15 protein-coding genes are annotated in these 17,227 nt (G+C 65.8%); 12 read left to right on the forward strand and 3 right to left on the reverse strand.

Going from position 1 to position 17,227, the window contains the following annotated elements; genetic code table 11:
- The first annotated feature begins 117 nt into the window (after window positions 1-117).
- From QX094_RS18075 to QX094_RS18090, 4 genes are all read left to right on the forward strand, one after another.
- On the forward strand, window positions 118-420 hold the full coding sequence (locus QX094_RS18075; protein WP_315714118.1) for a helix-turn-helix transcriptional regulator: 303 nt from the start codon (window positions 118-120) through the stop codon (window positions 418-420).
- Between the two features lie 94 nt (window positions 421-514).
- Window positions 515-2,278: a SulP family inorganic anion transporter gene (locus QX094_RS18080; protein ID WP_315714119.1), complete on the forward strand. Its 1,764-nt coding sequence runs from the start codon at window positions 515-517 to the stop codon at window positions 2,276-2,278.
- A gap of 102 nt (window positions 2,279-2,380) precedes the next feature.
- Window positions 2,381-3,223 (forward strand): shikimate dehydrogenase, encoded by an 843-nt coding sequence (locus QX094_RS18085; RefSeq protein WP_315714120.1) that lies wholly within the window; start codon window positions 2,381-2,383, stop codon window positions 3,221-3,223.
- Window positions 3,224-3,366: 143 nt separating this feature from the next.
- The gene (locus tag QX094_RS18090; protein WP_315714382.1) at window positions 3,367-3,945 is read left to right on the forward strand and encodes a hypothetical protein; all 579 of its coding nucleotides are present in this window, start codon (window positions 3,367-3,369) and stop codon (window positions 3,943-3,945) included.
- A gap of 264 nt (window positions 3,946-4,209) precedes the next feature.
- Here QX094_RS18090 and QX094_RS18095 read toward each other — a convergent pair whose 3' ends face one another.
- Complete coding sequence (locus QX094_RS18095) at window positions 4,210-5,346, reverse strand: alpha-hydroxy acid oxidase (RefSeq protein ID WP_315714121.1); 1,137 nt, start codon at window positions 5,344-5,346, stop codon at window positions 4,210-4,212.
- 407 nt (window positions 5,347-5,753) lie between these two features.
- Between QX094_RS18095 and glmM the strand changes: the two genes are divergently transcribed.
- From glmM to QX094_RS18115, 4 genes are all read left to right on the forward strand, one after another.
- Window positions 5,754-7,103, forward strand: a complete 1,350-nt coding sequence (gene glmM / locus QX094_RS18100) for a phosphoglucosamine mutase (RefSeq protein WP_315714122.1) — start codon at window positions 5,754-5,756, stop codon at window positions 7,101-7,103.
- A gap of 400 nt (window positions 7,104-7,503) precedes the next feature.
- Complete coding sequence (locus QX094_RS18105) at window positions 7,504-8,346, forward strand: outer membrane protein (protein WP_315714123.1); 843 nt, start codon at window positions 7,504-7,506, stop codon at window positions 8,344-8,346.
- A gap of 188 nt (window positions 8,347-8,534) precedes the next feature.
- Window positions 8,535-9,362, forward strand: a complete 828-nt coding sequence (locus QX094_RS18110; protein ID WP_315714124.1) for an outer membrane protein — start codon at window positions 8,535-8,537, stop codon at window positions 9,360-9,362.
- 28 nt (window positions 9,363-9,390) lie between these two features.
- Complete coding sequence (locus QX094_RS18115) at window positions 9,391-9,846, forward strand: GNAT family N-acetyltransferase (protein WP_315714125.1); 456 nt, start codon at window positions 9,391-9,393, stop codon at window positions 9,844-9,846.
- Here QX094_RS18115 and QX094_RS18120 read toward each other — a convergent pair whose 3' ends face one another.
- Together QX094_RS18120 and QX094_RS18125 are read right to left on the reverse strand one after the other, a co-directional pair.
- Window positions 9,847-10,698, reverse strand: a complete 852-nt coding sequence (locus tag QX094_RS18120) for an amidohydrolase family protein (protein WP_315714126.1) — start codon at window positions 10,696-10,698, stop codon at window positions 9,847-9,849.
- The gene (locus QX094_RS18125) at window positions 10,695-11,681 is read right to left on the reverse strand and encodes an aldo/keto reductase (protein ID WP_315714127.1); all 987 of its coding nucleotides are present in this window, start codon (window positions 11,679-11,681) and stop codon (window positions 10,695-10,697) included. Before QX094_RS18125 ends, QX094_RS18120 begins: the two co-directional genes overlap by 4 nt.
- A gap of 106 nt (window positions 11,682-11,787) precedes the next feature.
- Here QX094_RS18125 and QX094_RS18130 point away from each other — a divergent pair, with 106 nt between their 5' ends.
- From QX094_RS18130 to QX094_RS18145, 4 genes are all read left to right on the forward strand, one after another.
- A complete protein-coding gene (locus QX094_RS18130; RefSeq protein ID WP_315714383.1) occupies window positions 11,788-12,078 on the forward strand; it encodes a hypothetical protein in 291 nt (96 codons plus the stop codon).
- Between the two features lie 145 nt (window positions 12,079-12,223).
- Complete coding sequence (locus QX094_RS18135; protein ID WP_315714128.1) at window positions 12,224-13,396, forward strand: phosphoserine transaminase; 1,173 nt, start codon at window positions 12,224-12,226, stop codon at window positions 13,394-13,396.
- Window positions 13,397-13,672: 276 nt separating this feature from the next.
- Window positions 13,673-15,262, forward strand: a complete 1,590-nt coding sequence (gene serA / locus QX094_RS18140) for a phosphoglycerate dehydrogenase (protein ID WP_316166520.1) — start codon at window positions 13,673-13,675, stop codon at window positions 15,260-15,262.
- Window positions 15,263-15,459: 197 nt separating this feature from the next.
- Window positions 15,460-17,103, forward strand: coding sequence for a mucoidy inhibitor MuiA family protein (locus QX094_RS18145; RefSeq protein WP_316166522.1), 1,644 nt, complete (start codon window positions 15,460-15,462; stop codon window positions 17,101-17,103).
- Window positions 17,104-17,227 lie beyond the last annotated feature (124 nt).

Genomic DNA, 17,227 nt, shown 5'->3' on the forward strand with positions numbered 1-17,227 from the left:
AGGGAACAAACGGCGAGGGCCGGGTTCCAGCTTGCGTCCGAGATCAGTTTGTGATGTATTTTACATCATTGTCTTTGTCTCAGACATCATTTATGGTGTCTGCCACGTGAGGCCAGCGTGATCACGTCGTTCCAGATGCGGGCAGCGCGAGCGCTGCTCGGGATAGATCAGAGAACCTTGGCCGAGCTGGCCGGCGTGTCGCTGCCGACGATCCAGCGGATGGAAGCCTCCACGGGCAACGTCCGCGGCGTGGTGGACTCGCTGACCAAGGTCGTCGATGCGCTCAATCGCGCGGGCGTGGATCTGATCGGTGAGCATTCCCGCAGCGAGAACGGCGGGCGTGGTGTTCGCCTGAAGGACCCGGGGCCGCCCCGCCGCATGGGCCGTCAAACTGACATCGCGCGCGATGACGCAAGCTAGGCTCATCGCGCGGGCACGGGGCCCCTGGGCGCTTCGTGTGGGACGCATCGTCGGCTGCGCCGCGGCCCGATGAGGCGACGGGAGCGTGATGGGCATGAGCATCGCAAACGAACACCGTTCGCACGGGCGGGTCGGACATCATGAGCCGACCTTCGCCGAGCTTTATTCCCCCAAACTCCTGACGGTCTTGCGCGAGGGCTACGGCCTCAGCGACTTTCGCGCCGACGCGCTGGCGGGCCTGACGGTGGCGATCGTGGCGCTGCCGCTGTCGATGGCGATCGCGATCGCCTCCGGTGTCTCGCCGGGGCGTGGTCTCTACACCGCCGTGATCGGCGGCTTCCTGGTCTCGCTGCTCGGCGGCAGCCGCTTTCAGATCGGCGGTCCCGCGGGTGCCTTCATCGTGCTGGTCGCTGCGACGGTCGATCGCCAGGGTCTCGATGGCCTGCTGATCGCGACGATGATGTCCGGCGTGATGCTGGTGATCGCCGGATATCTGCGGCTCGGCACCTACATCAAGTTCATTCCCTATCCGGTCACAGTCGGCTTCACCGCGGGCATCGCCGTCATCATCTTTGCCAGCCAGCTGAAGGATCTGTTCGGTATCACGCTTGCGGGCAAGGAGCCGGGCGAGCTGCTTCCGAAGCTCACGGCGCTCGCGCATGGCGCGCCGACCGCGAGCATGTCTGCGGTCGTGACGGCCGCGCTGTCGATCGCGATCATCATCGGCCTCAAGCATCTGCGGCCGACCTGGCCCGGCATCCTGATCGCGGTGGTGGTCGCGGCCATCATCACCTTCGCGCTGCAGCTTCCGGTCGAGACCATTGGGACGAAATTCGGCGGTATCCCGCGCGAGCTGCCGGCGCCGGCGTTGCCGGCGTTCTCGCTCGCCAAGGTCCAGGCGGTGTTCCCCGACGCGATCGCCTTCGCACTGCTCGGAGCCATCGAATCGCTGCTGTCGGCCGTCGTCGCCGACGGCATGACCGGCCGTCGCCATCGCTCCAACTGCGAGCTGGTGGCGCAGGGCTTTGCCAATGTCGGCTCGGCCTTGTTCGGCGGCATCTGCGTCACCGGCACCATCGCGCGCACCGCCACCAATGTTCGCGCCGGCGCCCGCGGACCGGTGTCGGGCATGCTGCATTCGCTGTTTCTTTTGGTGTTCATGCTGATCGCGGCGCCGCTGGCGAGCTACATCCCGCTGTCGGCGCTCGCCGCGGTGCTCGTCGTTGTCGCCTGGAACATGGCCGAGAAGCACGAGTTCGCCACCCTGATCCGATCGTCCTGGGGCGATGCCACGGTGTTGCTCGCGACCTTCGGGCTGACGGTCTTCCGCGATCTCACCGAGGGCATCCTGGTCGGCTTCGCGCTCGGCGCCGTGCTGTTCATCAACCGCATGGCGCAGATGACCGGCGTCGAGGACGGGTCGCCTCTGGTCGCAAAGGACCGCGCCGACTTCGAGGATGAGGCGCGGGTGCCGTACAATCCGAAGCTCAGCGCCGACAAGGACGTGCTGGTCTATCGCATCACCGGTGCGTTCTTCTTCGGCGCCGCCTCGACCGTCGGCACCGTGCTCGACTCGATCGCCGACCGCCGCAAGGCCTTCGTGGTCGATTTCGCAGCGGTGCCGTTCCTGGATTCGACGGCCGCCAACGCCATGAGCCGCGTTGCCGCCAAGGCCAAGCGCCAGGGCATCCGCCTGTTCATCACCGGCGCCTCGCCGACCGTGCGCCGGGCGCTGCTGACCCATGGCGTGCGGCCGCCGCTGGTGCGCTACCGCGAGACCATCGAGCGCGCGGTGGCCGACATCAAGGGCAAGGAGACGGCACCGGCGGACGTCGCCGATGGGCTCGCCGCGAGCTGACACGCGGCCCCAACGCCGCGTCGCCGTTTGGGCCATGGCGCCTGGGGGCGACTGCCGCGCCCCAGCATTGACTCCAGCCGGGGCTTGTCCGATGTCACGGCCATGACCCTTGCCGCCAAACCCCGCGCTGCGTGCCTGATCGGCTGGCCTGCCGCGCATTCGCGCTCGCCCTTGATCCATCATCATTGGCTGCACGAGCTCGGCATTGCCGGCGGCTACACCATCGAGGCGGTGCCGCCGGAAGAGCTGGCGGACTTCGTCATGCATCTCGACCGTCGCGGCTTCGTCGGCGCCAACGTCACGATCCCGCACAAGGAGCGCGTGCTGGAGCTGAGCGAGCCGGACGCGCGTGCCCGCGCCGTCGGCGCGGCCAACACGCTCTGGTACGAGGACCGCATCCTGCGGGCCACCAACACCGACGTCGAAGGCTTCATCGGCAATCTGGACGCCGCTGCCCCAGGCTGGGACCGCACCGACGAGGCGCTGGTGCTCGGCTCCGGCGGCTCGGCGCGGGCCGTCGTGTTCGGCCTGCTCGAGCGCGGCATCGGCCGCGTCCACATCATCAACCGCACCGCGGCGCGCGCACAAGCCCTGGCTGATCAGTTCGGCAGCCATGTCGTTGCCGAAGGCTGGGACCGCGTCGGCGCGCTGCTGCCGCGCGCGGGCCTGTTCGTGAACACCACCTCGCTCGGCATGCACGGTCAGCCGCCGCTCGAGCTCGACGTCGAGCTGTTGCCGCAGCAGGCCGTCGTCGCCGACATCGTCTACGTGCCGCTGGAGACGCAGTTGCTCGCGGCGGCGCGGGCGAGGGGGCTGCGCACTGCCGATGGACTCGGCATGCTGCTGCACCAGGCCGTGCGTGGCTTCGAATTGTGGTTCGGCCGCCGTCCGCAGGTCACGCCCGAGTTGCGCGCGCTGGTCGAGGCCGATCTCACAAGGGCTTGAGCGCGGAATAAGCGCAGATGGTCGGCGTCTCATTGATCGAGCGTCCGCGTAGCCCCGCATTGGACGCGGATGATCTTCTCTCGCCCTCGGAGCCATGCATGTCCCCTCGTCTCATCCTGTTCCGTTCCGTCGCTTCACTCGCCATGGTTGCGGCTGTATCCGCGCTCGCCATCGCCCAGCAGGCCCCCGTGCCGACGCGCGTGCGCGGCGCCATCGAAAGCGTCGACGCCAATACGATGACGGTGAAAGCCCGCAGCGGCGAGATCTTCAAGCTGCGCATGGCCGGTGATCTGCGCGTCTCGGGTGTCGTCAAGGCGCAGCTTTCCGACATCAAGCTGGGCTCGTTCATCGGCGCCACCACGGTGCCCGGCCCGGATGGCGCGCCGAAGGCGGTCGAGATCCACATATTTCCCGAGGACATGCGCGGAACGGGTGAAGGCTCGCGGTCGTGGGACCTGAAGCCGAATTCGAGCATGACCAACGCCACCGTGTCCGAAAGCTCGGTCTCGACCGACGGTCACTCGCTGCTCGTCAAGTACAAGGGGGGCGAAAAGCGCGTCGACATTACGCCGGACACGCCGATCGTCACCTTCGTGCCCGGCGACAAGTCCGAGCTGAAAGCCGGCGCCAAGGTGATCGCCACCGTCAAGCAATTGCCTGACGGTTCGCTCGAGACCAGCCGCGTCAGCATCGGCCGCGATGGGCTGACGCCGCCGATGTGACCTGCCTTTCTCTGTGTGCTCAACTGCGTCTCCGTTGCCGGTGTCGTCCCTGCGAACGCAGGGACCATACCCCCAGGGAGGAGTTTAAGGCGCAGTGGCAATTGGGCTTTTGCCCAACACGACGGCCACGGAGTATGGGTCCCGGATCAGCGCCGCGCCGCGCTGACGCGCGTCACGGCTTGTCCGGGACGACAGCTTTTGCATGGTGGAAGTCGGGGGCGCGTAAGCTGATTAGTCCGAGCACCTTGCTCGCCGATTCTCGAGCTAATCCGCCAGCACCTTCCGGTCGATCTCGGCCACCGTGTTGACGCCGCACAGGCCCATCGTCGTCAAGAGCTCGTTGCGGATGATGTCGATGGCCTTGGCGACGCCGGCCTGGCCGCCGGCGCCGAGGCCGTAGGCATAGGCGCGGCCGAGCATGCAGGATTTGGCACCGAGCGCGAGCGCACGCATCACGTCCTGGCCGGAGCGGATGCCGCCATCGAACATGATCTCGATCTTGTCGCCGACCGCCTCGGCGATGCCGGGCAGGACGTGGATCGAGGACGGCGCGCCGTCGAGCTGGCGGCCGCCGTGGTTGGAGACGACCATCGCCTGCGCGCCGGTCTCGACCGCGAGCTTGGCGTCCTCGATGTCGTGGATGCCCTTGATGATCAGCTTGCCCGGCCAGATCGAGCGGATCCAGTCGACGTCCTTCCAGTTCAGCGAGGTGTCGAACTGCGCGGCGGTCCAGGCCGAGAGCTTGGTGAGATCCTCGGTGTTCTTCACGTGGCCGGCGATGTTGCCGAAGGTGCGGCGCTTGCCCTGCAGCACGCCCTGCACCCAGGCCGGCTTGGTGGCGAAGTCGAACAGCTTCGACAGCGTCCATTCCGGCGGCACGCTCATGCCGTTCTTGATGTCCTGGTGGCGCTGGCCGATCACCTGCAGGTCGACGGTCAAGCATAGTGCGCTGCACTTCGCAGCGATCGCGCGCTCGACCAGGGCCTTGATGAAGCCGCGGTCCTTCATGACGTAGAGCTGGAACCAGAACGGCTTCTCGACGCTGCCCGCGATGTCCTCGATCGAGCAGATCGACATCGTGCTCTGCGTGAACGGGATGCCGGCGGCCTGCGCCGCGCGGCAGGCGTGAATCTCGCCGTCGCCGTGCTGCATGCCCAGGAGGCCGACCGGCGCCAGGATCAGCGGCATCGACGAGGGCTCGCCGAGGATCGTTGTCGACAGATCGCGCTTGGAGACGTCGACCAGGATGCGCTGGCGGAACTTGATCTTCTGCAGATCCTCGCGATTGGCGCGCAGCGTCTCCTCGGCATAGGAGCCACGATCGGCGTAGTCGAAGAAGGCTTTGGGCACGCGGCGCTTGTGCAGCAGGCGCAGGTCTTCAATGCAGGTGACGTGTTTCATCGCGGTCTTCGGCTCCCCACCGGCGTCTCGTTTCTTAGGGCTGGGGCAGTCCTCTAGCATCTTTGCGGCGCCTGCCAAATCCAACTTGGGAACCGCCACGGCGGCCGGGCAAGACACGCAAACTGCGAGCGTGCCGCAACAACACGACGTCAGGGCTGCCGGAGCGAGCACCTTCCTGCTGCGGCGGGGCTCCGACGGGTGAGCCCTCCAGAGCCGTCAGGTCGAATGAAAAATTAGTCTTAACAACGGCTTACAGAGGTCATGGCGGTTTCGTGGTAATGATTCATCACATTTTTTGAAGCCATCTTAGCCTTAAGGCGACTATAACCCGCGGGCTGACCGGCAGGGCGGGTCCTGTGATTCGCGCCCGCCGGTAACGAAATCCAGAAGCCGTTGCTGGGGGTCATATGAGCCGTAACTATTTCGGGACCGATGGGATTCGTGGCCGCGCCAACGGCCTGATCACGCCGGAACTCGCGCTCAAGGTCGGGCAGGCCGCAGGTCTTCTGTTCCAGCGCGGCGAGCATCGCCACCGGGTGGTGATCGGCAAGGATACACGCCTTTCCGGGTACATGATCGAATACGCCATGGTGGCCGGCTTCACCTCGGTCGGCATGGACGTGCTGCTGGTCGGCCCGATGCCGACGCCCGCGGTCGCCATGCTCACCAAGTCGATGCGCGCCGATCTCGGCGTCATGATCTCGGCCTCACACAATCTGTTCGAGGACAACGGCATCAAGCTGTTCGGGCCGCAGGGTTTCAAGCTGTCCGACGATGTCGAGAGGCAGATCGAGCAACTGCTCGATGAATCGCTCGACAAGAAGCTGGCGCAGAGCGCGAGCCTCGGCCGCGCCCGCCGCATCGACGGCGTGCACGATCGCTACATCGAATTCGCCAAGCGCACCCTGCCGCGCGATCTCTCGCTCGACGGTCTTCGCGTCGTGGTCGATTGCGCCAACGGCGCGGCCTACAAGGTCGTGCCCGAGGCGCTGTGGGAGCTCGGCGCCGATGTGATCTCGATCGGCGTGGAGCCGGACGGCTTCAACATCAACAAGGAATGCGGCTCGACCTCGCCGGAGGCACTGTGCCGGAAGGTACGGGAAATGCGCGCCGACATCGGCATCGCGCTCGACGGCGACGCGGATCGCGTGATCCTGGTCGACGAGCGCGGCCACATCGTCGATGGCGATCAGCTGCTCGCGGTCATCGCGCAGAGCTGGAAGGAAGACGGCCGCTTGGCGCGCGCCGGTATCGTCGCGACGGTGATGTCCAATCTCGGCCTCGAGCGCTTCCTGCAGGGGCTGGGGCTCGAGCTGGTGCGTACGCCGGTCGGCGACCGCTATGTGCTCGAGCGCATGCTGGCCGACGGCTACAATCTCGGCGGTGAGCAGTCGGGCCATATCATTCTCTCGGATTACGCGACGACGGGCGACGGCTTCGTCGCGGCGCTGCAGGTGCTGGCGACGGTGCAGAGGCTGCGCCGTCCGGTCTCCGAGGTCTGCCATCGCTTCGACCCGCTGCCGCAGATTCTCAAGAACGTCCGCTATCGCAGCGGCAAGCCGCTCGACGCGGACGAGGTGAAGTCGGCGATCGACACCGGACAGAAGCGCCTCAACGGCCATGGCCGACTGCTCGTACGCTCCTCCGGAACCGAGCCGGTGATCCGCGTGATGGGCGAGGGTGACGACCGCGATCTGGTCGAAGAGGTCGTCGACGAGATCGTCGCTGCCGTCGGCAACGCTGCGGCTGCTGCTTGATCGCGGACGGGAATATATCAATCTCTGCGGCCTGCCATCGACGTCGGATGGCAGGCCTTTTTGTTGGTCCCTTCTCTGCTCGCAAGCTGATGGGAGCGGATGTGCCTGAGCGAGCAGGGCGCGTCGGACTGCCGGACGCGATCGCCTGCGCGCCAGCGCCTTGGCTGCGACCGATTGAGATGGGACTCAACTAATTAGTTGTTCTTCATCCTGCGGTCAAAATTGTCGCTAACGAATTGTTAGGAGGGGTTGCTTGGCCGTTAACGACTCCGCGCGCTCATGAAAAATCAACCTTAATTATTAGGGTTAAGCGCTGCTTAAGCATTTGGCGTGATAGTGTGGCATCAGCGTGATGTGGAAGCAATTCTCCGATTGCTTCACCGGCCAAAGGGACGAAAAAATGCGTAGCGTTAAGTTTCTGATCGCCGCCGGAGCGGCCACTCTGTTTTCCACTTCGATCTTCGCTGCCGACATGCCCATCATGCCCCCTCCGGTCTACGCGCCGCCGCCGGCGGCCGATTTCGGTGGCTGGTATCTGCGCGGCGACATCGGTTTCAGCAATCAGAAGGTCAAGGACGTCCATTACTCGCGCGAATCCGCCTATACGCCGATGACGTCGTTCAACCAGACCTCGGCGTTCGATACCGCGGGCATCTACGGCGTCGGCGTCGGCTATCGCTTCAACAGCTGGTTCCGCGCCGACGTCACCGGCCAGTATCGCGGCAATGCGAACTTCAAGGCCACCGACCGCTTCAATGCAACGGCGGGCGGCGTGCCCTACAGCGGCATCGACAATTACAGCGGCAGCAAGTCCGAATGGCTGGTGCTCGCCAACGCCTATGTCGATCTCGGCACCTGGTGGTGCGTGACGCCGTTCATCGGCGCGGGTGTCGGTGGTGCGCGGGTGACGATTTCGAATTTCACCGACACGGGCATCAACAACCTGCCGTTCACGACCACGAGCTTCGCGACGGCGCCGACCTCCTCGAAATGGAATTTCGCATGGGCGGCCCATGCCGGTCTGGCTTACAACGTCAATCCGAACCTGGTGCTGGAGCTGGCCTACAGCTACGTCGATCTCGGTCACGGGCAGACCGGTGTTCTGTCCGACTACGTCGGCAACACCACCGGCAACGTCTTCAAGTTCAAGGACATCACCTCGCACGACCTGAAGCTCGGCGTGCGCTGGAATTTCGACAATCCTCCGCCGCCGCCGATGCCGGCGCTGATCCGCAAGGGCTGAATCGAGCGCTCGCCCTCACTGCAAATCGAACGAACGGCGCGGGCCTCCCGCGCCGTTTCGCGTTTCTGATCGGGCGAAGCGCGCGCTCTCGCTGAAAGAATTTCCGTGCAGAGCGCTGCGACAACGAATGATTAAGGTTAACGCGCGATGATCGGAACAGAGAGTCAAGTGCTGATTGGAGCGTTGCGATGCGTAGCCTGGTGGTGGCGGTTTCGGTGTGCGGCATGGTCTCCGCGGCCCAGGCCGCGGACTTGTCCGACCTTCCGATCCTGCGCGGCGGCCTGACCGAGGGCCTGAACAATTCGCGGGTCATCTGGGACGGTTACTATGTGGGCGTCCAGGGCGGCTACGGCTCGTCCGATGAGAATTTCAACGGCTCGACCAAGAACATGACGGCGGCGGTGTTGGCCAACACGCTGATCGAGAGCCAGATGCAGGTATCGTCCTGGAACCCGAATCTCGGCAAGCAATCCTCGCGCGCATCGGGCTTCGGCGCCTTCGTCGGCTACAACAGTCAGTGGGACGACGTCGTGCTCGGCGTCGAGGCGAGCTATCTGCACGGCAAATACGGCGGCATGGCCTCTTCGAGCCGCACGCTCGTCAGCACGGCTGCACTGACCGACGGCAACTTCCACGCCGTGACGTCGACGCAGTCCTCGCAGATCTCGATCACCGACATGGCGACGATCCGCGGTCGTGCCGGCTATGCGATGGGTTGCTTCCTGCCCTACGCATTTTTCGGCCTTGCACTCGGCAACGCAGATATCGGCCAGTCCGTGACGGTTCAGGACCGGGTCAGCACGACATTTCTCGGCACCTACACGCCGCTTGCGCCGCTCAGCGCCAACAACCTTCAGCACAATCACCTGATCTACGGCTACAGCGCCGGTCTCGGCGTCGACGTCAATCTGGTCGGCGGCCTGTTTGCGCGGGCCGAATACGAATACGTCCGCTTCACCTCGACGGTCGACACCAGCATCAATACGGTGCGCGCGGGCCTCGGCTACAAGTTCTGAGCTGATTGCAAGCCTGTCCTGTATGCCGATGTCCGTCAGCATCCGTCCTGCGCAGCGCGACGACGTCGCTGCCATTGTCGCCATGCTCGCCGACGATCATCTCGGCCGGGCGCGCGAGCGCCTCGAGCAGCCGTTGCCGCAGTCCTACTACGACGCGTTCGAGACGATCGCGCGGGATGGGAACATCACCCTGATCGTTGCCGAGGAGGCGGGCCGGGTGGTCGGCTGCCTGCAACTCTGCATCCTGCCCGGGCTCAGCTCGCAAGGCGCGTCGCGCGCGCTGGTCGAGGATGTTCGGGTCGCCACCGACCGCCGCAGCCGCGGCATCGGCGAGCAGCTGCTGCAATGGGCGATCGCCGAGGCGCGCAAGCAGCGCTGCAATCTGGTCGAGCTGATGACGCATCAAAGCCGCACCGACGCGCAACGCTTCTACGGGCGGCTCGGCTTCGCCAAGAGCCATTTCGGCATGGTGATGCGGTTCTGATCAGCGCGGCAGGCGGTAGGCCGCGACGGCGTTCGGGCCGAACGCCTTGTCGCGGATGTCCGAGCCGAGCTGTGTCAGGCAGCGCTCGAGCGCCTGCTTGATTTCACGGTAGCTGCCGGCGAGCAGGCAGACCGGCCAGTCCGAGCCGAAGATCAGCCTGTCGGCGCCGAAGCAGCGCGCCACATGTGTCACGTACGGCTGCAGCCGCTCCGCGTCCCAGTCGGTCCAGACGGCTTCCGTGGCGAGCCCCGACACCTTGCACCAGACATTGCTGCAAGCCGCGAGCTCGGCGATGCGATCGGCCCAGTCCTGATCGAAGCCGGTTGCGATCGGCGGCTTGGCGGCGTGGTCCAGCACGAAGCGCGCTCTTGGAAAGGCGCGCACCGTCGCAATCGCCGCTGGCAGCTCTCGCGTGCGCACCAGCAGATCGTACGTCAGGTCGTGCGCGAACACGCTGTCGAGGCCGCGCCTGACGTCGCCGCGAAAGATCCACGCCGGATCGGCCTCGTCATGGACCTGGTGGCGGATGCCGACCAGCCTGTCGCCGCCGGGCAGGCCGCGCAGCCGGTCGATCGTCGACCCTACCGACGGATCGCTCAGGTCGACCCAGCCGACGACCCCGCCGACGAATGGCGTCGCATGGGCGATGCGCAGGAATTCCTCGGTCTCGTCGAGCGACGAGCGGGTCTGCACCAGGATGCTGGCGTCGAGAGCGTTCTCGGCCAGCAGCGGGGCGAGGTCGGCGGGACCGAACGGACGGCGGATCGGCGCCAGCGCGTCGCCGGCCATCCACGGATAGTCGGCGCGACCGGGATCCCAGAAGTGCTGATGCGCATCGATGACACGGCTCATGGCGCGTCTCCCGGCAGCGGCGCCCGGGCATCGACGAGATTGCTGGCACGCAGGTCGCGCCAGAAGGCGGGCGGGATCGGAGCTTGCGCCATCGCGATGTTATCGGCCGCCTCCTGCGCATTGCGGGCGCCCTGCAGGCCGACGGTCACGGCGGGATGGGCCAGGCAGAACTGGATCGCGGCAGCCTTGAGCTCGGTGCCGTGCTGTCTGCACAGCGCATCGAGCTGGCGCGCCCGCGCCACCAGCGCGGCATCGGCATCTTCGTAGTTGAACTTCGCCGGCCCGTGAGGGTTGGCGAGAATGCCGCTGTTGTAGATGCCGCCGAGAATGATGGCGATGTTGTTCTCGCGGCAGATCGGAAAGAGCGTCGTCAGCGCGCCCTGGTCGAGCAGCGTGTAACGGCCCGCCAGGAGAAAGCAGTCGACCGGAACGGCCTGCGCAAAGCGCGTCAGCATCTCCGACTGGTTCATGCCGGCGCCGATCGCCCGGATGCTGCCGTCGTCGCGCAGCCGCTGCAGCGCGCGAAAGGCGCCGGCCACGGCCTCGTCATAGTGATCGTCGGGATCGTGCACGAGCAGGATGTCGATGCGATCGAGGCCGAGCCGGACCAGGCTCTCCTCGACCGAACGCATCACGCCGTCATAGGAGTAATCGAACCGCGGCCGCAGCGGCGGCGTGCCCTTGTAGTGCGGATCGTCGCCCGAGGCGGTCGGGTCCGGCCGCAGCAGCCGGCCGACCTTGGTCGAGATCACATAGCTGTCGCGCGGCTGCCGGCGCAGAAATGCACCGAGCCTCTGCTCGGCGAGGCCGAAGCCGTAGAGCGGCGCGGTGTCGTAGAAGCGCACGCCGCGCGCCCACGCCGCGGCGATCGTGGCTTCGGCATCGCCGTCGCTGACCGGTTCGAAAAGACCGCCGAGCGGCGCCGTCCCGAGACCGAGTCGGGTGATGTCGAGCGGGCTCCTCCCGAGACGGACGCGTTCCATTCTTCTATCCTTGTTGTTCGGCGCGTGCAGATCGCGTCATTGTGCATGGATGCGTTCGACGAAACAATGACGTCGCATGGTGCAGTACAACGAGGAGGAGGGGACGATGTCGGCGATCAATCCACTGACGGCCTTCGGTGTCGTGCTGGCGACGGCAGCCACCGACGCGGTCTACGTCATGTTCACGTCGGCGGTCGTTGCCAAGCGACGGCTGTCAGCGGCGACCTGGAGCTCGATCTGGTACATGCTGTCGTCATTCGCGGTGATCAGCTACACGGAGAACTGGATCTACGTCGCATTCGCGGCGGTCGGCTCCTGGATCGGCGCCTACGGCTCGATGACCTTCCTGCATCGTCCGCCGGCCGGTCAGGCACCGGTCGGCGCCGCGCCGGAATGAATTGCATTCGCTTGCATGCCAGCACGACCGCGTGAACGCAGACAGGCGGCGCGCGAAGTTCCTTGACGCGGAACGACCCTTCCCGTATTCACGCCAGCGGGACACCTCCCCCCAACGGGAGGCTTACTATCTGGAAGGATAGACGATGACTGCAGCGAAACCATCGCAGCGGCCTGCCGTGCCGCACTTCTCCTCCGGCCCCTGCGCCAAGCGCCCCGGATGGACCTCCGAAAACCTCAAAGACGCTCCCCTCGGCCGCTCGCATCGCGCGAAGATTGGCAAGGCGAAGCTCAAGCAGGCCATCGAGCTGACGCGCGACGTCCTCGAAGTGCCCGCCGACTACAAGATCGGCATCGTGCCCGCGTCCGACACCGGCGCGGTCGAGATGGCGCTGTGGTCGCTGCTCGGTGCGCGGCCTGTCACCACGATCGCCTGGGAATCCTTCGGTGAGGGCTGGGTCAGCGACATCGTCAAGGAGCTCAAGCTCAAGGATGTCACCAAGCTGCACGCCGGCTATGGCGAGATCCCGGATCTGTCCAAGGTCGATCCGGCCAGTGACGTCGTCTTCACCTGGAACGGCACCACGTCAGGCGTGCGCGTGCCGAATGCCGACTGGATCAGCGCGAGCCGGGAAGGCCTGACGATCTGCGACGCCACCTCGGCCGCATTCGCGCAAGCCCTCGATTGGCCGAAGCTCGACGTCGTCACGTTCTCCTGGCAGAAGGCGCTCGGCGGCGAGGCCGCGCATGGCATGCTCATCCTCTCGCCGCGCGCGGTGGCGCGTCTCGAGACCTACAAGCCAGCCTGGCCGCTGCCGAAGATCTTCCGCCTCACCAAGGGCGGCAAGCTCAACGCCGGCATTTTCGAGGGCGAGACCATCAACACGCCCTCGATGCTGTGCGTCGAGGACTATCTGGACGCGCTGAACTGGGGCAAGTCGATCGGCGGCCTCAGGGCGCTGATCGCCCGCGCCGACGCCAACACCAAGGTCCTCGCCGACTGGAAGGCGCGGACGCCGTGGATCGACTTTCTCGCCCAGGATCCCGCCATCCGCTCCAACACCTCGGTGTGCCTCAAGGTCGTCGATCCCGCGATCACATCGCTTTCGGCCGATGCCCAGGCGGAGTTCGCCAAGAAGCTGGTGTCGCTGGTCGAGAAGGAGAACGCCGGCTTCGACTTCGCGCACTATCGTGATGCACCGGCGGGGCTGCGCATCTGGTGCGGCGCGACGGTGGAAGCCAACGACGTCGCGCTGCTGACGCAGTGGATCGACTGGGCGTTCGCCGAAGCCAAGGCCGCGCTGCCGAAGGCGGCGTGACGCACGCTCTTCGTGCCGTCATTGCGAGCGCAGCGAAGCAATCCAGGGCCACGAAGAAAGTCTGGATTGCTTCGTCGCTCCGCTCCTCGCAATGACGAAATTCAAGACGCGTAGGGTGGGCAAAGGCGCGAAGCGCCGTGCCCACCATCAACGTCAACCGACGCGAAAGACCGGTGGGCACGCTGCGCTTGGCCCACCCTACGATTCGATTGCTTCCACCCATTCCGGCGCCGATGCGCTGTCCCTCTCTCGCGAGAGGCGTGAAGGAACATCGTCATGTCCAAACCCAAAGTTCTCATTTCCGACGCACTTTCCCCGGCTGCCGTGCAGATCTTCAAGGATCGCGGCATCGAGGTCGACTTCCAGCCCAATCTCGGCAAGGACAAGGACAAGCTCGCCGACATCATCGGCGACTATGACGGCCTTGCGATCCGCTCCGCGACCAAGGCCACGGCCAAGATCATCGAGCGTGCCAAGCGGCTCAAGGTGATCGGCCGCGCCGGCATCGGGGTCGACAATGTCGAAATCCCCGCGGCGACCGCCAAGGGCATCATCGTGATGAATACGCCGTTCGGCAATTCGATCACGACCGCCGAGCACGCGATCACGATGATGCTGTCGCTGGCGCGCGAGATTCCGCAGGCGGACGCCTCGACCCAGGCCGGCAAGTGGGAGAAGAACCGCTTCATGGGCGTCGAGATCACCGGCAAGACGCTGGGCGTGATCGGCTGCGGCAATATCGGCTCGATCGTCTGCGACCGCGCGCAGGGCCTGCGCATGAAGGTGATCGGCTTCGATCCGTTCCTCACCGAGGAGCGCGCCCTCGATCTCGGCGTCGAGAAGGTCGAGCTCGAGGAGCTGCTGAAGCGCGCCGACTTCATCACGTTGCATACGCCGCTCACCGACAAGACCCGCAACATCATCGATGCCGCGGCGATCGCCAAGATGAAGCAGGGCGTGCGCATCATCAATTGCGCGCGCGGCGGCCTGGTCGACGAGCAGGCGCTGCTCGAGGCCCTCAACAGCAAGCATGTCGCGGGCGCGGCCCTCGACGTGTTCGCCGAGGAGCCGGCGACCAGCAATCCGCTGTTCGGCCATGCCAACGTGATCTGCACGCCGCATCTCGGCGCCTCGACCACGGAAGCGCAGGAGAACGTCGCGCTGCAGATCGCCGAGCAGATGTCGGACTACCTGCTCACCGGCGCGATCTCGAACGCGATCAACTTCCCGTCGATCACCGCGGAAGAAGCGCCCAAGCTGACGCCGTTCATCGCGCTCGCCGAGAAACTCGGCTCGTTCGCGGGCCAGCTCACCGAAAGCAGCATCACCAAGATCCAGATCACCTATGAAGGCCACGTCGCCGAGATGAAGACCCGGGCGCTGACCTCGGCGGTGCTGGCCGGGCTGCTGCGGCCGATGCTGGGCGAGGTCAACGTCGTGTCGGCGCCGGTGATCGCCAAGGAGCGCGGCATGATCGTCGACGAGGTGCTGCGCGCCGGCGAGAGCGACTATGAGAGCCTGATCACGGTCGCGGTCACCACCGAGCATCAGGAGCGCGCGGTGTCGGGCACGGTCTACGCCGACGGCAAGCCGCGCCTCGTCGACATCAAGGGGATCCGTGTCGACGCCGAGTTCGGCAAGTCGATGATCTACGTCACCAACGAGGATAAGCCGGGCTTCATCGGCAAGTTCGCAAGCCTCCTAGGCGACGCGAAGATCAACATCGCGACCTTCCATCTCGGCCGTGTCGCGCCGGGAAGCGACGCGATCGCGCTGGTCGAGGTCGACGGTGCGGTGCCGGCGGATCTGCTCGCCAAGATCCAGGCATTGCCGCAGGTCAAGCAGGCCAAGGCGCTGGCGTTCTGATTGCCTGGCCGTATCGGCCGAGCAAAGAAGGCAACGCGGCGTTCCGGCCGCGCTGCCTTTTTGCATTCTCGACTGCATTCGAATGATCGCCTTTCCCCGGGGGCTTCAATTGAACCGGGCTATCTCTCGTCGCGTCTAAAGCCGGGCAAGGGACCGGCTGGTCCGGTCCTGCGGGTGCTGGAAGTGCGGAGGGAGCGATGACGATGCGAACAATATGTCTGGCGACCACGGGGCTCGTTCTAGGCGCGGCCCTGACGGCAGCCCCCGGCCATGCCGCAAACCTGGATGCGAGCTCGACCGTCGATGCCGTCACCGTCTATCCGGACGGCGCGACCGTAACCCGCATCATCTCGCTCGATCTTCCCGCCGGTGACACGACGGCGATCGCCAGGGACTTTCCGCTCGGGCTCGATGTCGCCTCGCTGCGGGTGGAGGGCGAGGCCGGGGCCAAGCTCATGATCGGCTCCGTCGATGCCAAGCCGCCGCGTGCGGTGCCGCCGGGCAACCTGCCCGAGATCGACCGGCGCATCGAGGCCTTGAAGGACGAGCGCGCCAACATCGACGGCGCGATTGCCGCGGCGCTCGCCCGCAAGAAATTCGTCGAGCGGTTTGCGGACGGATCGACCGCGGCGTTGCGGGACAAGGGCGAAGCACGCCCGATTGCGGAATGGCGCACCGCGTTCGCGGCCGTCGGCGAAGAGGTCGGCCAGGCCGATGCGACCATTCGCGAAGCCGAGCGCAAGCAGCGCGACCTGGATCGCGAGATCGCCCGCCTGCAAGCCGATCGCGCGGCTAAGCCGCCGAGCCGGCTGGAAGTCCAGGTCGAGCTGTCGGCTGCGGTCGCAACCAGGGCGACCTTGCGCGTGACCTACGTCGTCCGCAACGCCCGCTGGGTGCCGGTGTACGACGCCCGTCTCGATACCTCGGCAAAGGATCGCAAGTCCGCATTGGAGCTGGTGCGTCGTGCGGAGATTCAGCAGAGCACGGGTGAGGACTGGTCGGACGTCGCCCTCGCGGTCTCGACGGTCCGCACCGATCGCGGCAGCAGCGCGCCGGAACTCAGGACGATGATCGCGCAATATCCGCCGACGGTGCAACTCGGGACATTGTCCGACAGGGCCATGAGGCGCGTGGCCGAACTGCCGGCACCGGCACCGGAGGCTGCAAAGCGCGCCGAGGAGCGTGAGACGACGGTCGAGATCAGCGCCTTCCAGACCGTCTTCCGCGTGCCCGGACGCGTCAGCGTCGCCGCCAATGAGGGCGCGAAGAGCCTGCGCATCTCGACGGCGACGATCACGCCGGAGCTCGTCATTCGTACGGCCCCGGTCGTCGATCCCACCGCCTATATCGAGGCGAGCTTCGTGCTGGGCGATGACGCTCCGCTGCTGCCGGGCAAGGTCTCGATCTATCGCGACGGCATGTTCGTCGGCACTAGCAGATTGGCGTCGGCCGGCAAGGACGAGGTCGTTCATGTCGGCTTCGGGGCCGACGACAAGGTCAAAGTCGAGCGCAGTGTCGTCAAACGGAACGAAGGTTCGGCCGGTCTGATCGTGACGACGGCGAAGATCGACGAGCGCGCCTTCAAAACCACGGTCCGCAACGCGCATGATTTCCCGATCAAGGTCGCGATCCAGGATCAACTGCCGGTCAGCGAGAACGAGGAGATCACGGTTGAGATGCTTCCCGCGACCACGCCGCCGGCCTCGACCAACGTCCGCGACCGGCGTGGTGTCGTCGAATGGGTGATCGACGCCAGACCCGGCGAGGCCAAGGATATCGCCTTCGCCTGGCGTGTGCGCTGGCCGAAGGACAAGTCGATCGTGTTGCAGCCGTCGGGCTGATTGCCCGGCGTGGGATCGGCGCCGTTTGATCCATGACAAGCCGCCCGGTCCCGGCCCTGTTATGCGCGAGTGGGACCCCGTTCGATCACGTCCTGTCCGGCCGTGATCGATCTCGACCGAGAGC

It is taken from the genome of Bradyrhizobium sp. SZCCHNS1050, assembly GCF_032484785.1.
Classification (GTDB): domain Bacteria; phylum Pseudomonadota; class Alphaproteobacteria; order Rhizobiales; family Xanthobacteraceae; genus Bradyrhizobium.

Bases quoted from the DNA above. Each gene is read 5' to 3' on its own strand.
- QX094_RS18135 (WP_315714128.1), top strand. From the start codon at position 12,224: ATGACTGCAGCGAAACCATCGCAGCGGCCTGCCGTGCCGCACTTCTCC.
- QX094_RS18085 (WP_315714120.1), top strand. From the start codon at position 2,381: ATGACCCTTGCCGCCAAACCCCGCGCTGCGTGCCTGATCGGCTGGCCT.
- QX094_RS18105 (WP_315714123.1), top strand. From the start codon at position 7,504: ATGCGTAGCGTTAAGTTTCTGATCGCCGCCGGAGCGGCCACTCTGTTT.
- QX094_RS18080 (WP_315714119.1), top strand. From the start codon at position 515: ATGAGCATCGCAAACGAACACCGTTCGCACGGGCGGGTCGGACATCAT.
- QX094_RS18115 (WP_315714125.1), top strand. From the start codon at position 9,391: ATGTCCGTCAGCATCCGTCCTGCGCAGCGCGACGACGTCGCTGCCATT.
- QX094_RS18130 (WP_315714383.1), top strand. From the start codon at position 11,788: ATGTCGGCGATCAATCCACTGACGGCCTTCGGTGTCGTGCTGGCGACG.
- serA (WP_316166520.1), top strand. From the start codon at position 13,673: ATGTCCAAACCCAAAGTTCTCATTTCCGACGCACTTTCCCCGGCTGCC.
- glmM (WP_315714122.1), top strand. From the start codon at position 5,754: ATGAGCCGTAACTATTTCGGGACCGATGGGATTCGTGGCCGCGCCAAC.
- QX094_RS18125 (WP_315714127.1), bottom strand. From the start codon at position 11,681: ATGGAACGCGTCCGTCTCGGGAGGAGCCCGCTCGACATCACCCGACTC.
- QX094_RS18120 (WP_315714126.1), bottom strand. From the start codon at position 10,698: ATGAGCCGTGTCATCGATGCGCATCAGCACTTCTGGGATCCCGGTCGC.
- QX094_RS18090 (WP_315714382.1), top strand. From the start codon at position 3,367: ATGGTTGCGGCTGTATCCGCGCTCGCCATCGCCCAGCAGGCCCCCGTG.
- QX094_RS18110 (WP_315714124.1), top strand. From the start codon at position 8,535: ATGCGTAGCCTGGTGGTGGCGGTTTCGGTGTGCGGCATGGTCTCCGCG.
- QX094_RS18145 (WP_316166522.1), top strand. From the start codon at position 15,460: ATGACGATGCGAACAATATGTCTGGCGACCACGGGGCTCGTTCTAGGC.
- QX094_RS18095 (WP_315714121.1), bottom strand. From the start codon at position 5,346: ATGAAACACGTCACCTGCATTGAAGACCTGCGCCTGCTGCACAAGCGC.